General features: G+C 62.5%; 10 protein-coding genes. 5 read left to right on the top strand and 5 right to left on the bottom strand.

Translation table 11 applies throughout. The features are described from left to right. Positions 1 to 143 precede the first annotated feature (143 nt). On the top strand, positions 144 to 764 hold the full coding sequence (locus tag KF691_15500) for a sigma-70 family RNA polymerase sigma factor (GenBank protein ID MBX3390853.1): 621 nt from the start codon (positions 144 to 146) through the stop codon (positions 762 to 764). Beyond that, positions 757 to 3,423: a serine/threonine protein kinase gene (locus tag KF691_15495; protein ID MBX3390852.1), complete on the top strand. Its 2,667-nt coding sequence runs from the start codon at positions 757 to 759 to the stop codon at positions 3,421 to 3,423. Before KF691_15500 ends, KF691_15495 begins: the two co-directional genes overlap by 8 nt. Before the next feature lie 28 nt (positions 3,424 to 3,451). On the opposite strand, the gene KF691_15490 is transcribed toward KF691_15495, so the two are convergent. After that, entirely contained in the window at positions 3,452 to 4,270 is an 819-nt protein-coding gene (locus KF691_15490) for a hypothetical protein (GenBank protein MBX3390851.1), read from the bottom strand. Positions 4,271 to 4,321: 51 nt separating this feature from the next. Here KF691_15490 and KF691_15485 point away from each other — a divergent pair, with 51 nt between their 5' ends. Continuing rightward, positions 4,322 to 5,677 carry a magnesium transporter gene (locus KF691_15485; protein MBX3390850.1) on the top strand — a complete coding sequence of 452 codons (1,356 nt, stop codon included), beginning with the start codon at positions 4,322 to 4,324 and terminating at the stop codon, positions 5,675 to 5,677. 154 nt (positions 5,678 to 5,831) lie between these two features. Here KF691_15485 and KF691_15480 read toward each other — a convergent pair whose 3' ends face one another. From KF691_15480 to KF691_15470, 3 genes are all read right to left on the bottom strand, one after another. Next, the gene (locus KF691_15480) at positions 5,832 to 8,192 is read right to left on the bottom strand and encodes an amino acid permease (protein MBX3390849.1); all 2,361 of its coding nucleotides are present in this window, start codon (positions 8,190 to 8,192) and stop codon (positions 5,832 to 5,834) included. A 4-nt stretch (positions 8,193 to 8,196) separates the two neighbouring features. Then, complete coding sequence (locus tag KF691_15475; protein ID MBX3390848.1) at positions 8,197 to 8,679, bottom strand: universal stress protein; 483 nt, start codon at positions 8,677 to 8,679, stop codon at positions 8,197 to 8,199. Positions 8,680 to 8,784: 105 nt separating this feature from the next. After that, entirely contained in the window at positions 8,785 to 10,149 is a 1,365-nt protein-coding gene (locus KF691_15470) for a DUF2254 domain-containing protein (protein ID MBX3390847.1), read from the bottom strand. A gap of 360 nt (positions 10,150 to 10,509) precedes the next feature. Here KF691_15470 and KF691_15465 point away from each other — a divergent pair, with 360 nt between their 5' ends. Then, positions 10,510 to 11,454: a PAC2 family protein gene (locus KF691_15465; protein ID MBX3390846.1), complete on the top strand. Its 945-nt coding sequence runs from the start codon at positions 10,510 to 10,512 to the stop codon at positions 11,452 to 11,454. 274 nt (positions 11,455 to 11,728) lie between these two features. Here the strand turns inward: KF691_15465 and KF691_15460 are convergent, their stop codons facing one another. Beyond that, on the bottom strand, positions 11,729 to 12,007 hold the full coding sequence (locus KF691_15460; protein MBX3390845.1) for a hypothetical protein: 279 nt from the start codon (positions 12,005 to 12,007) through the stop codon (positions 11,729 to 11,731). Between the two features lie 210 nt (positions 12,008 to 12,217). Between KF691_15460 and KF691_15455 the strand changes: the two genes are divergently transcribed. After that, a complete protein-coding gene (locus tag KF691_15455) occupies positions 12,218 to 12,982 on the top strand; it encodes a hypothetical protein (protein ID MBX3390844.1) in 765 nt (254 codons plus the stop codon). Positions 12,983 to 12,988: the final 6 nt, after the last annotated feature.

The following is a 12,988-nucleotide window of genomic DNA, read 5'->3' as shown; positions in this document are numbered from 1 at the left end:
TTATTCCCCGTGCCAATCACCATCGCGTTGCGGGCGCGCGGCGCGCTTCACGGTTGCTTCGAGAAATCCTGAGATTTTGGCCCTTTAATCAGGGGCGCGGGCTGTTCAGCCAATCCGGCGGTATTTGATCCGGAGGTGGGCCCATGTCGGAAGGTGCGGACATCGCGACGACACTTCTCGCCCGGATCACGCGGGGTGATGGTCATGCCGCGGATGCGCTGACCCCGATGCTTTACGAACAGCTGCGCGCTCTCGCCGGGTCATTGCTCGTGGATGAGCGGCGCGGGCATTCGCTGCAGCCGACGGCGCTCGTTCACGAGGCGTACCTTCGCATGATCGATCAGCAGAAAGTTGACAAAGACGATCGCGCGGCTTTTTTCGGTCTCGCGGCGACGTTGATGAGGCGGATTCTGGTCGATCACGCAAGAGCCCGTCGGCGGATGAAGCGCGGCGGCGGTGCACGACGCGTGATGTTGCGGGAGTCGCTCGCGCCCGGTGTGGAGCCGGCGGACGAGTGGAGCATCGATGTCGAGATTCTGAACGCGTCTCTGGAAAAGCTGGCGGAGCTCGATGAACGCAAGGCACGGCTCGTGGAACTGCGGTTTTTCGGCGGGCTCGACGAACCGCAGGCGGCGGAAACTCTGGGGATTTCCCGTGCCACGGCCGCACGGGACTGGCGGTTCGCGCGTGCGTGGCTCGCGCACGAGATAGAGGAGTCTTCGGGGCCGCGGAACAGGAGGGCGAAGGGAGGCGAGGGTGACTGAGCGAAGAAGCGACGCCGATAGGTTTCGAAGGATCGAGCGGCTGTTCGACGCGGCGTGCGATCTGCCGCGGGAGAAATGGGCGGAAAAGCTGCGTCAATTGGAACCGGAAGACGAGAGTTTGCGCGACGAAGCGATGGCGTTGCTCCGGTCGGAAGGGTGCGGCGTTCTCGAGACCGGCGTGTCGGGCCCCGTCGCGCTGGCATCGCTGCTCGCGGAGAGCACGCCCGCGCCCGTCGATGTTCCGGGGTTTCGAATCACGCGCGAGCTCGGCGCGGGCGGGATGGCGGTGGTCTACGAAGCCGAGCAGTTGCACCCGAGACGATCGGTCGCGCTGAAAGTGCTGCGCGCCGGATTGAGCACGCCGGAACTTGTGCGGCGATTCGAATTCGAAGCGGATGCGCTCGGACGGTTGCAGCATCCGGGGATTGCGTCCGTCTACGAAGCCGGCGTCGTGGGGACCCAAAACCACCCGCGGCCTTACTTCGCGATGGAGCTGGTGGAGGGTGTTCCTCTCGATCAATGGGTGGAACGGGAACAGCCGTCGGTGCGTGAACGGCTGGCGCTGGTTGCGAGCGTGTGCGATGCGGTGCAGCACGCCCACGCACGCGGCGTGATCCACCGCGATCTGAAGCCCGCGAACATTCTCGTGTGGACCGACGGCGCGGCGCACGCGAAGGTGCTGGATTTCGGCGTGGCGCGGGCCACCGATCAGGGTGCTGGTCTGGTGGAATCCACGCAGCACGGGCAGCTTGTGGGAACGCTCGCGTACATGAGCCCCGAGCAACTCGCGGGCGAGCACGACGCTGTCGATATCCGGAGCGATGTGTACGGGCTCGGTGTGGTCCTCTTTGAACTGCTCGCGGGCAGGCTGCCGTGTGACGTGAGCGGGATGGGCGTCTTCGAAGCGGTGCACAAGCTGTGCGAGACCAAGCCTCCGCGGCTGGGGGCGCTGAAGTCTGAGTGTCGTGGTGACATCGAAGTGATTGTGGCGAAAGCAATGGAGACTGACAAGCAGCTTCGCTATCAGACAGCGGCGGCGCTCGCCGAGGACATCCGGCGGTACCTCGATCACCGGACGATCCTCGCGAAACCACACAGCGCGATCGAGCAGATCTCGCGCTTCGCCAGGCGCAACCGGCTCGCGGTGCTGGGAGGCGCGCTCGTTGTCGCGGCGATCGGGGTGGGTGTGCTCGGGCTCGCCCTCGGCCTGAATTCGGCGCGCACTCAAGCGAAGAAAGCCGAGGCGCGCCGCTTGGAAGCGGTCCGCCAGGCGGCGATCGCGCAGGCCGTGACCGACTTCTTCAACAACGATGTGCTCGCGTCGATCGTTCCGAGCGCGGAAGGGCGAGACGTGACCGTCGCCGAGGCGCTCGATGCCGCCGCTTCCGGCCTGCCCGATCGATTCCATGACGATCCGGTGACGGGTGCCGCGATCCGAAACAACATCGGCAACGTGTACCACGCGCTCGGCCGATTTGGCGATGGCGAGCCGTTGATTCTCTCGGCGGCGGAAACGTTTGAAGACAAGCTGGGCGCCGCGAGCGAGCTTACGCTCGCGGCGTGGACTGATTACGGGAAGATTCTCCGCGACCAGGGGAAGTACGACGAGGCAAAGGTCGTTCTTGCGAGAGAGTCTGAGATCGCGGAGAAGAATCTTGGCCGAGCATCGCGCGCGGCGCTCGAACTTCTGATCGTGCGCGCCGCGATGAGGGCGGAGGGTTTCGATGACTTCCCCGGTGCGAGGGCACTGCTCGACGAATTCGATGCGCGCAGCAAGGAGGCTTTGAACGCAAACGATCGGCTGATCGTGTACGCGACGCAGATCCGGGGCGACTGCGCGTTCGCGCTCGGCGAAGCGGAGGAGGCCGAGAGGCTTTACCGGAAGGTGTACGAGGATCGGGTTGCCGAATTCGGGCCCGATCACCCTTCCACGCTGATCGCGCTGCATAATCGCGCCGCGGCGCTCGAGAAACTCCAGCGGTTCGAAGAGGCCGAACCCATGTACCGGCGGATTCTGGAGATCGAGCGGGTGCGCTCGGGACCGGATCATCCGGACGTGCTGGTCACTGCGCACAACCTCGCGTTCCTGTGCGAGAGCATGGGGCGATACGCGGAGGCGGAACCGCTGTATGTCGATACGCTGGCCCGCTGTCACCGGGTCTTCGGGGATGCTCACCCGGGAACACTGACGTGCTCGGTAAGCTTGGCCTCGCTGTATCGCGCGACTGGGAGGCCCGAACTCGCGGCGGAACTTCTCGAGTGCGCGCTGCACGATGCGCTCGAGGAGATGACGGCGGATGCGCCGCCCGCGGTTCACGTGATGACGGCGCTTGCGACAACGCTCGCGGACCTAGGTGAGAACGAGCGGGCCGAGCCGCTCTTTGCGCAGAGCATCACGGTGCTGCGGGGTACGTTGCCGCCGGGCCATGCGCGCCTCGGCGCCGTTCTTTCGAACTGGGGAGGCTGCCTCGTGGCGCTGGGACGGATCGGCGAAGCGGAGGCGCCGCTGGTTGAGGCATTCGAGATTCTCGATGAGAACGGGAGCAGCGCGGACGCGAAGAAGGCCGCGGACCGGCTTTGCTCCGTCTACGAGGCGATGGGGCGCGAGCGCGATCATCGGTCATGGGAAGCGCTGGCGGCGACGGAAACGCAAGACTAACAACCGAGAGGTCTCTGGGTGAGCTGATTCAGGACCGGAGTGCCGCCGGAGTCTCAAGCGCTGACGAATCGAAACCTTCTCCGGTGCTGAGGCGCGCGAATATCTTGGCGCGGTGCGCGAAGAGTTCGCGTGTGCGTTCCTTCTGGCTCGCCTGAGCCTTCTTTGCCGAGCGCTCGCCCAGCAATTGGAGAAGGTGGCGGATGGCTTTTTCGGCGATGCGGTTCTGCTGGCGCGCTTCGCGATCAATGCGCGTCCGATCGGTCGAAGCGAACGCGATTCGTTCGTTGGCGGCACGTGACTCGATGATGCGCGCCTGCTCGACGGCGTTTGCGAAGATTCCGCGGCAGCGGTCGATCGCGAGGATTCGCCGAGCGAGAAGGCTCGGGCGTTCGGACGTGGCGGCTTCCGGGTTGGCGAGCGTGCGGAGCTGTTGCGCGGCGAAATCGGTGCGAACCAGCAGCACAATTTGGCGCAGGCCGCGCGGAACGAAGTCGTATCCCGCGAACGCGGTTCCGTTGCAGAACGGGCAGCGCTTGAGACCGAGCCCCGCGCACGGCTGGCAAACTTTGGTGCCGGAATAGAAGCCCTTGCCGCCGCAGTCGTCGCATTTCTCGCGTCCGCCTTTGCAGTAGGGACACGGGTCGGTCGCGAAGGCATAGATAAGCCGCTGGGCCTGTTTTTCTCCGATTTGCTTTTGGAGCGCGGGCAGCATGCCCGAGCCGCGGCGGATGGCGCCGGATCCGTCAGCGAAGCGGAGGATCTGCATGGCTTCGGTCAGATCATCCTTGCGCAGCGCGGTCTTCAACTCGTCAAGAATCTCGGCCGTTTTGTCCGCGTCGTACGACATGCATCGCGTCCTTTGCTCACAACTTTCGGATAGTGGCACCTATGGTACCTCATGGCAGGCGGTCCGGCCGATCAAGTCGAGCGTGATGATTTGTCGGCGAACGAGCAATCGCAAGACGTCGTCGCACGGTTTCAGGCGGTCGATCTCGGTCCGGACGCAACGCGTGCCTTCTTTGGAACACTAAACCAGGATGAGGCGGCTCGCGTTCTTGAAGGGCTGACGGAGGACACACGCGCGCGGGAAGTGCTGCTTTGGCTGCCGCGGGAACAGAGCGGATTGATTCTGGCATCGATCGATCCGTCGAACGCGGCAAGATTGGTCGCGGAATTGCCGAGCGACGAGCGGGCGGATATTCTGGCTGCTGTCGAAGAGGAACGGCGCGCCGCCATTCAAGCGATGCTTCCGGTCGGGGTGCGACACGATGCGGCGAAGCTTCTTTCGTACGAGCCTGATACCGCGGGCGGGCTCATGGAAACGGAGTTCGTGGCTTACTCGGCGAAGGCGACGGTGAGCGACGCGATCCGGGACTTGCGCGCGAATCAGCAGAAATATGCGGTGATCGGCGTCCAGTATCTGTACCTGCTCGACGAGGCGGGAAAACTGGTGGGGGTTGCGCCGATACGCGATCTGATGTTGGCGGCGGAAGATTCTCCACTCGCGAGGCTCTCGGTCCGCGAACCCGCGTCGGTGCGCGACGTGGCGACGCTGCACGAAGTTGCAGCCGTGTTCGATGAGCACCCGTACCTCGCGCTGCCGGTTGTGGACGGAGCCGGGAAGATGCTCGGAGTCGTTTCGCGCGCCGATGCGACCGAGGGAGAGCAGGAAGAAGCGGAAGACGACTATCGACTGAGCCAGGGAATTGTTGGCGGCGAGGAATTGCGCTCGATGCCGGTCGGGACACGCCTGAGGAGGCGTTCGGCGTGGCTGGGAGTCAATCTGATTCTGTGTCTTGGCGGCGCAGCCATCGTCGCGTTCAATCGCGACACAATCGCGAAGGCGATCGTGGTCGCGGCGGTGCTGCCGGTGATCTCCGCGACGAGCGGGAATGCCGCGATGCAGGCGGCGGCGGTGAGCATCCGCGAGTTGACGCTGGGAGTGATTGATCCGGCCGCGTGGCGGCGGGTGCTGATGCATGAATTGGGGCTCGCCGGACTGATCGCGGTTCCGCTGGGCGGGGCGGTGGCGGTGCTTTCAAATCTCTGGGGTGCGTCGTGGTCCATCGGCGCCGCTGTGGGGACGGCGATGACGCTCAATGCGGTGATCGCAATCGCGATCGGGGCGATCTGTCCGCTGCTGCTGCGAAGGCTCTCGGTGGATCCGGCGCTGGCGAGCGGACCGATCACAACAACACTTGCGGATGTGAGCGGCTTTGCGTTGACCCTTGGGCTGGTCGCGATCGCGACCTAGCAGGCTGTTGAAATTCTGATTGTGCCTACTGCGCCGACGCATTGCAGACAACTTTCTGGCCCTCAGACCCGGGTCGCGAGGGTAGATGGCGGTTCGAAATTGCGACTGGTTGGAGTTTTTCAACAGCCTGCTAGGACCGGTCGCTCAACGGGAACTACGCGGCAGGGACCGGCGCGGGTGGCGTTGAGGGGGCTGCGGTCGACGTTCCGACTTCGGATGTCGCCTCGGGCTTGGGGGCGTCGTCCGGCTGAGCATCGAGATCGATGTCTTCTCCAGCGACGACCATGGCGCAGACGGGGAGGGAAGAAAGCGAATCCTTGAGCGGCTGCCCGCGCGGGCCGGAGAGGCGTCCGCCCCGGACTCGGAGCGGCAGGAAAACGATGGTTGCGCTTCGGGAGTGCTCAATCAGAGAGTCCGGGCCGGAAAAATCGACGAGATCGATCTCGGCGTCGATCCGCGCTTCTTCGAGCATCTCACGGGCGCGGGCGATGGCATCGTCGCGGTGTGCTTCGCCGGAGTGGATAACGCGCAGGCGGATGTCGGCGGACTTCCAGCCTTCGGCCCGCGTCATGAGATGAGCGAGCAGAAGGCAAAGACGACAAGTATCGCTTTCTTTCCACCAGACATCGATGCAGCGTTTGTCGAGGTCGGTCTTTTCGAGCGTGATCCAGTCGGAATCGTCTCCTTCGAGCAGGATCAGGTTCTTCTTCTGTCCGAGCGCGGCACTGAGCGCTTCGGGTGGCGGGGCATCACCCGAAACGGGCGCATCACGGAACTGCTCGCGCGCGCTCATGAGGATGGTGTTGGCGCGAAGAGGGCCAAGTCCGTGTGATTGCAGAAGGACCGCAAGCCCTTCTGCCACGGTCGGTGTGGCGACGACACGCGTAAACGTTTCGAGGCCGGCTTCACGGACCTGCGTACGGAGCATCTCTTCTGCGGCGGCAAGCCGGTCCGCGTCCACGTGCTGTGTGGAGTTGGCCGAGTCCTTGTCGTTCTCGCCGGGCGTCAGAACGCGGACCGCGGTTGTGAAGCCGCTGTCGCCGTCGATCCAGGAAGCGAAGGTGAGGAGACGGACGCGATCACGCGGCTCGTTGCAGAGGGCAAGGACGAAGGGTCGCCAGTCGCGCGGATGCGGAGTGCCGCCGTTCATCTCCATCAGGTGGTCGCGGACGCGCCGGAAGTGATACGCGTAGCGGCTGTCGGCCCATGCCGAACGGGGGGCGATTCGTCGGAGGTATTGATAGAGAGCGACCATCGCGGCGCCGGCGATTGCCGCGGCAACCGGATTGATCATGATCCCGGCGAACAGACAAAGGGCGGCGCCGGCGAGACTGAGCCACGAGTTGAAGAATCGGAAGGTCGGTCTGAACGCGGGGCTCTTGGCGCGGGCTTCGATGAAGGTGGCGTAGTTGAGAAGCCCGTAGGAAAGCAGGAAGCACATGCCGACAACGGCGGCGATGGCGTTCAGGCTTCCGAGCGCGATCGTGGCGAGCGCCACGGCGACGGTGAGCAGGACAGCGCGCCGGGGATTGAGCGTTGGACCGACGCCCTGGGCAAACATCGCCAACGGAGGGATGACTTTGTCGGAGGCCAGCGACTGGAGAATGCGCGGAGCGCCAAGGCAAGACGCCATCGCAGATGAGAGTGTGGCGGCGATCACGCCGACTTCGATGAGCCAGGGGGCGATCGCAACGCGGCGCATTGCGCCGTAGTCCTTTTCGAGAACATCGAGCGGTACGGAAGCGGCGAGGAAGACGGCGGCGGCGAGATAGACGACTGTGGAAATCAGGACGGCGAAGAACGTGCCGCGTGGAAGGCTCTTCGCGGGGTCGCGGAGATCGCCCGACATGCTCACGCCCTGCGTGAAGCCGGTGACGGCGGGGAAAAAGACCGCGAACACGAACCAGAAGGGAAGACCCGACCGCTCGCCGTAAACGCGGAGCGAATCGCGCAGTAGCTCGTTGTTCCAGTTGAGCGCGCCGCCGATGAAGAACGAGGCGATCGCGAGTGCGAGCGCCGCCATAACAAAGTACTGAAACTTGGTGGCGAGGTCGGCCCCCGCGAACGCGATCGTTCCGATGATAATTGTCGCGGTGGCCGCGATCCCGGCGGTGACGGTGACATCGCCCGTGCGACCGATCAGAGCGGCGACTGCTTCGCCGAAACCGATGCAGTAGAAAGCAACAGAGACAGATTGCGCGAGAAAGAGAACCAGACCGATCGCGCCGCCGTACTGCACGCCGAGCGTTCGCGAGATCAGGTAGTAGTCGCCTCCGGCGCGAACGCGGATGTTGGTCGCGATCGCGGCAAGCGAGATGCTGGTGATAACCGAGATCGTGGTCGCGAGCGCGATGATGGCAATTGCTTCGAGCAGCCCTCCCGTGCCGACGACGTAGCCGAGACGTCGGAAGAGGATGATGCCCAGAATGGTGAGAATGCTCGGCGTGAAGACGCCGGCGAAGGTTCCGAGCCGTCCGCGTGCGAGTTCCGGCGAGTGCTGGGCGGGGGGAGCCATGGGATTACTCTATCGATCGCGCTTCGCGCACGGGAACGAGGAGAACCGGGCAGGGAGACGATTCGAGGACGCCCCTTCCGACCGAACCGAATACGAGGCGCTTGAGCAAGCCGTCGGCGTGCGTACCCATCACGATCATATCAATCGAGTGTCTTTGGGCGTGGGTAACTATTTCGTCGATCACTGTGCCGATCGGGCAAAACGTCTGGATTCGAGAGGAAGCGCCGCGAAAGCGTTCTTCGACAAATCGGCGGAGCTTCGAGTTCGCCTCGGCGAGAAGTTCGGAAGAGGGTGGCATCGGCATCGGCAACGCGGCCATGGCGCCGGTTACCGCTGGATCGGTCACGATCAAGGGCGGTTGCATCACATGGATGATGTGGATGTGCGAATCGAAACGGGAAGTGAGAAGTGAGACGTGCTCCGCGGCACGCTGCGAAAGAAGCGAAAAGCGCGTCGGAAGCAGGATTGATTTCAGAGAAGCGTTCATGCGTTTCTCCCATTGAATGGCGGCTCAGATCGGGCGAATGCACGAAGAGTCTTTTCCATCATGAGTCGCCGCATTGAATGAATTCCTCCGGGGTCGTCGGGGCAATCACACGCGGTCAGCGGGGCGAACGAGTCTGGCTTGAGCGTGGTACGGCACGGGGGCGTCGAGCTCCTCGGCGGTACGAGATGCGAGTGATCGTACCGGCCCGAGGTCTTCATCCCAGGAAAGCGACGCCTGCGCAAGCGAAGCGATGGATCCGACGTGCCGGCTGAGTGTTCTCCGCCGCGCCGGATCGGATGTGCGCCTTCCCGCGGCGGAAACGGCGTTCAGAAGCGCGCACATGACGGCGGGATTGCCCGTGGAGCACCGACGGATTTGATCGAGGCATTGGCCGGCGAGCGCATCGAACGAACGCCCCGATGCGAGAACGCGGACGACGCCGTCTTCGGTTCGAAGGCGATCCGGGATGTCGCGGTCGCCGAGCGCTTCGAGGATTACGCCAAGATGATGCACGCACATGACGGCGGTGGTGGTGTCGTTCACGCCCGGCGAGAGCGCCTTCAGTGCGATGTCCACGATCTGGCGGATACCGAAGGCCGCATCCTGCTCGATTGTGCGCGTCGAATCGATCTCGAAGAGGGCTCGGATTCGCGCGTGCGACTCGCCATCGGGCAACGAGGCCAAGCCGATTTCGCAGAGCGTACCGGCGGGCGTCACGAATTCGCCGATATCGGCCGTCATGCGGATGATGCAGTCGAACTCTCTGGCGATCGCGAGCAGTCCAGGGGAATTCAGCGACTGCACATAACCGAAGCGCTCGGCGAGAACAGGATGCCATGCCGTCGCGTTTGGCGGCGGAGCGACCGCCGCAGTGTCGTAAGCGGAAATCGGAGCGCCGAGTTCGTCCGGGAAAAGATGACCTACGGCGGTGAGAGTTTCGGCGGTGACGCTCGAAAGAATGGTGCTAACTTGAATCGATCTGGCGATGTGATGAATAAAGAAGATGAGGACGCCGATGCTGGCAAGGGCCAGGACGAGGCCGCCAAACACGGCGAGAGGAGGAACAAAGTCACCCTCGTCTCTGCTGAGAACCGTGCGCAGCACAATGAGGCAATACGCGAAGAGGCCCACAAAGTAGCCGAGCACGAACTGATTGAGCCGATCTCGCATGAAATTGCGGATCAGGCGCGACGTGTATTGAGAGGAAGCGGTCGCGAGCGTGGTAATGGTGAGCGAGAACGAAAGACTTGCGACCGTCATCATCGACGCGGCGATAGCGGAAAGCATGCCGCGCGCACCGGCGGCCCCAACGCCGAAGATCAATGAGTTTTCTCGAACCCAATCCGTTCCGATCGAGACATCGATGAGGATCAGGGCGAGTGCCAGCGCGATCGCGCCGAAGACCAGAACCAACGGCACAAACCACAGGCTGGAAGCAATCCTGATCCAGAGTTGGTGCAGGTGGTGCACAGAATCGATGATACCGTGAGTCGGAGTCGATCTACGAAGTAATCTGTCGCGTGTGAGCGGCAATTCACGTGGAGTCATCGCGGAGGCGAAGAAAAAGCGACGCTCGTTTGAGCGAATCGATCGCGCTGCGCCGCTCGTATTGCTGAGTCGAGGCGGCCTCATCGACTTGGCGATTGCTGAGCACTCCGGAGGTTGTTGCCCCACGCGGTGCGCGCAAGGAGTTGCGGAATCCGCATCGCTCACTCGCGTCGTCCTATCCGGCTTAAGCCGGGATTTAGTCTCGTTTCATCGTTCTGGCGCGGGTGCCGCACTTTCTCCGGCTGTTGGACCATTTATGATGAGATCCGAAGAGAGAAACACATGTCGTTACAGCAACCAAAGCCTCGTCCGTGGTTGATCGCCGCCTGGCCGGGGATGGGAAACGTCGCTGTTCTCGCGGTAACCCATCTCATCGAGCAATTGCGGATGAACCCATGCGGGGAGCTTGACACAACGCCGTTCTTTGAGGCGACGGAAGTGCAGGTTCGAAGTGGGCTCACACACCGGGTCGAATTGCCGCGCGGGCTGTTTTTCTGCTGGTCGAATCCCGGTCGCGGTCGAGACCTGGTGGTGTTCATCGGTGAAGCACAGCCTCAAACGGGAACTCTGGAGTATGCCCGAGAGGTTGTGCTGGAGGCAAAGAAACGGGATGTCGAACGCGTGGTCACGTTCGCCTCTCTCGCGTCGGCGATGCATCCGTCGCTCCCTTCGAAAGTGTCCGGCGTCGCGACCGATACGGTGACACTCGACGAACTTCGGCGCGCCGAAGTGCGAGCATCCCCGGATGGTCAGATCGGTGGTTTGAACGGACTGCTGCTTATCGCGGCGGCGAATCTTGGAGTCTCGGGATTCTGTCTCTTGGCGGATATTCCATACTTCGCGATGCGCGTTGCCAACCCCAAGGCCGCGAGAGCGGCGCTGAGCGTCTTCAGCCTGCTGGCCGAAGTCGATATTCCTTTGGAGAAGCTGGATGCGCAGGCGGCGATTGTCGATCGAGCGCTGATCGAAGCGCTCGAACAGATGGAGCAGAGCCTTGGCGAAGACGCGCCCTCTGCCTCACGCGATGAAGAGGAAAAGCCGGAAGTCTCGCCGCCCGAAGACGAGAAGGCATTGTCCGAGCCCGACCGGGCGCGCATCGAGCGGCTCTTTGACGCGGCAAAGAAGAATCAGGGCAAGGCTGTTGCGCTCAAGAAAGAACTCGACCGGCTGGGAGTGTTTCCGGAGTACGAAGGCAGATTCCTGGATCTTTTTCGCAGAACGGAATGAAACCTGACGGAGGAGCGGATGTTCCTCGGAGCCGGCGAAATGATTCCGCTCGGAATCGGAAACCGCTCCGGCGAGGAACGCGTCAAGCGACCGCCTGACAGCGATGGGAAAGCGGAGGTTACTCTCCACCGCTCGAACACTCCTCGCGACGGAGACCTCAGGGGAACACTGACGGAATTACTCATCCGATACAAGCGAACAAGACTGCGAACAAGCCTTAGCAGGGCGTTGAACAAAGGCGGCGTCTGCTCCGGATCGCCGATGCCGACTTTGTTCAACGCCCTGCTAGGGCAAGGGCTGGAATGTGATGGCTACAGATAAAAAAGCGAGCGGCAAAATTATTTTTGAAATCCACAAATATGTGGAATGTGAACCACGCAACTTCATAGACAAATGACTTGGCGGTCGCTCCCGGCGAGACAACTTCGTGCGCCATACTGAGTTGCGCGGCGGCTGCAGTAAGAGCTTGTCGCGACTGCATGAACCCACAAAGTTGTGGAGCAAGATGAATGCGAATTGAATGGTGCAACGGCAGCAACGAGCGCAAATCCATGCAATGCAAGACCGTACATTTGCTGAGAGTGCCTGGAACGCTGACTTATCCACATCATGTCACAAACTGCCCACACAATTGACAGAGTTTCGTCACGTTCATATACCGTGCCTCCTGTCAATGTGGGAGTGACTGCCCCGACGAGAAGTCGGGGCCGAAGGCGTGTCAGATAAGCAGGGGAAACAACAGGCCAGCAAGTAGGAAAGGGACATGTGCGTCATGAGAGCACGGGAAGAATTCGGAGCATCGTACGGCCAACGCCTGCCGAAGGCACAACACAGTCGATCGGGGCACCCATGCAGTGCGCGGCAAAACGGCGTCAGAAGTCGCCGGATTGTCGCCATCGTTATCACGATCGTCGCTGCTGCGTCTGGGATTTGCAGTGTGGATCCGCGATGCGCCGCCGCCGCGTTGTTGGAGGAGCCACACCGAGTTAGTCCTGCAACATGTCTCGCGCTGCTTGGCTTTTCGGCAGAGGCTTTGGCTATTGCGGATGCATCCGACGAAGAAGTGCAGCAGGTTCTTTCGTTTATCGCGTCTCAGAGCGCTGACTTTGACACGATTCAGCGGCTTCGGCGGGAGCTCTCCAAGAAAGCGGCTGCCGATAGAACGGACGGAGGTAATCAATCCGACTGCTCCGAGACACAGAAGCAATTGACGGCGCTCGTGGTGTCGCTGAGAACAGCGCTGTTGGGACAATTCAACGACCAATCGCGGACCCTGTTGCAACGATGGATCGAGACATCAAAGTACGACGTCGATCCCGACTTGCGGGTGTTGGAACTGGAGCCGCAGGATTGGAAACGCCTTGAGGCGGCGACGGCGGCAACGCGGGCTGCAGCGCGATCGGGAGAAGTGAGCCCGGCCGCTGAGCAGTCGTTCATCGATGATTTGCGGGCCCGGCCGGAAGTGATTTCGGCCGCGGCGCGAATGGGTGCGCGCTTGGGCGCGGTGCGGCAATCTCTTCGTTCATAGGAGCGG

The organism is Phycisphaeraceae bacterium (assembly GCA_019636555.1).
GTDB lineage: Bacteria > Planctomycetota > Phycisphaerae > Phycisphaerales > UBA1924 > JAFEBO01.
Note: the sequence above shows the minus strand (reverse complement) of the source record. Positions and strands in the feature narration are given on the sequence as shown.

What these genes read in the sequence shown, in the direction of transcription:
- KF691_15485 (MBX3390850.1), top strand. Translation starts at nt 4,322, where the DNA reads ATGGCAGGCGGTCCGGCCGATCAAGTCGAGCGTGATGATTTGTCGGCG.
- KF691_15475 (MBX3390848.1), bottom strand. Translation starts at nt 8,679, where the DNA reads ATGAACGCTTCTCTGAAATCAATCCTGCTTCCGACGCGCTTTTCGCTT.
- KF691_15490 (MBX3390851.1), bottom strand. Translation starts at nt 4,270, where the DNA reads ATGTCGTACGACGCGGACAAAACGGCCGAGATTCTTGACGAGTTGAAG.
- KF691_15480 (MBX3390849.1), bottom strand. Translation starts at nt 8,192, where the DNA reads ATGGCTCCCCCCGCCCAGCACTCGCCGGAACTCGCACGCGGACGGCTC.
- KF691_15460 (MBX3390845.1), bottom strand. Translation starts at nt 12,007, where the DNA reads ATGGATTTGCGCTCGTTGCTGCCGTTGCACCATTCAATTCGCATTCAT.
- KF691_15465 (MBX3390846.1), top strand. Translation starts at nt 10,510, where the DNA reads ATGTCGTTACAGCAACCAAAGCCTCGTCCGTGGTTGATCGCCGCCTGG.
- KF691_15455 (MBX3390844.1), top strand. Translation starts at nt 12,218, where the DNA reads ATGTGCGTCATGAGAGCACGGGAAGAATTCGGAGCATCGTACGGCCAA.
- KF691_15500 (MBX3390853.1), top strand. Translation starts at nt 144, where the DNA reads ATGTCGGAAGGTGCGGACATCGCGACGACACTTCTCGCCCGGATCACG.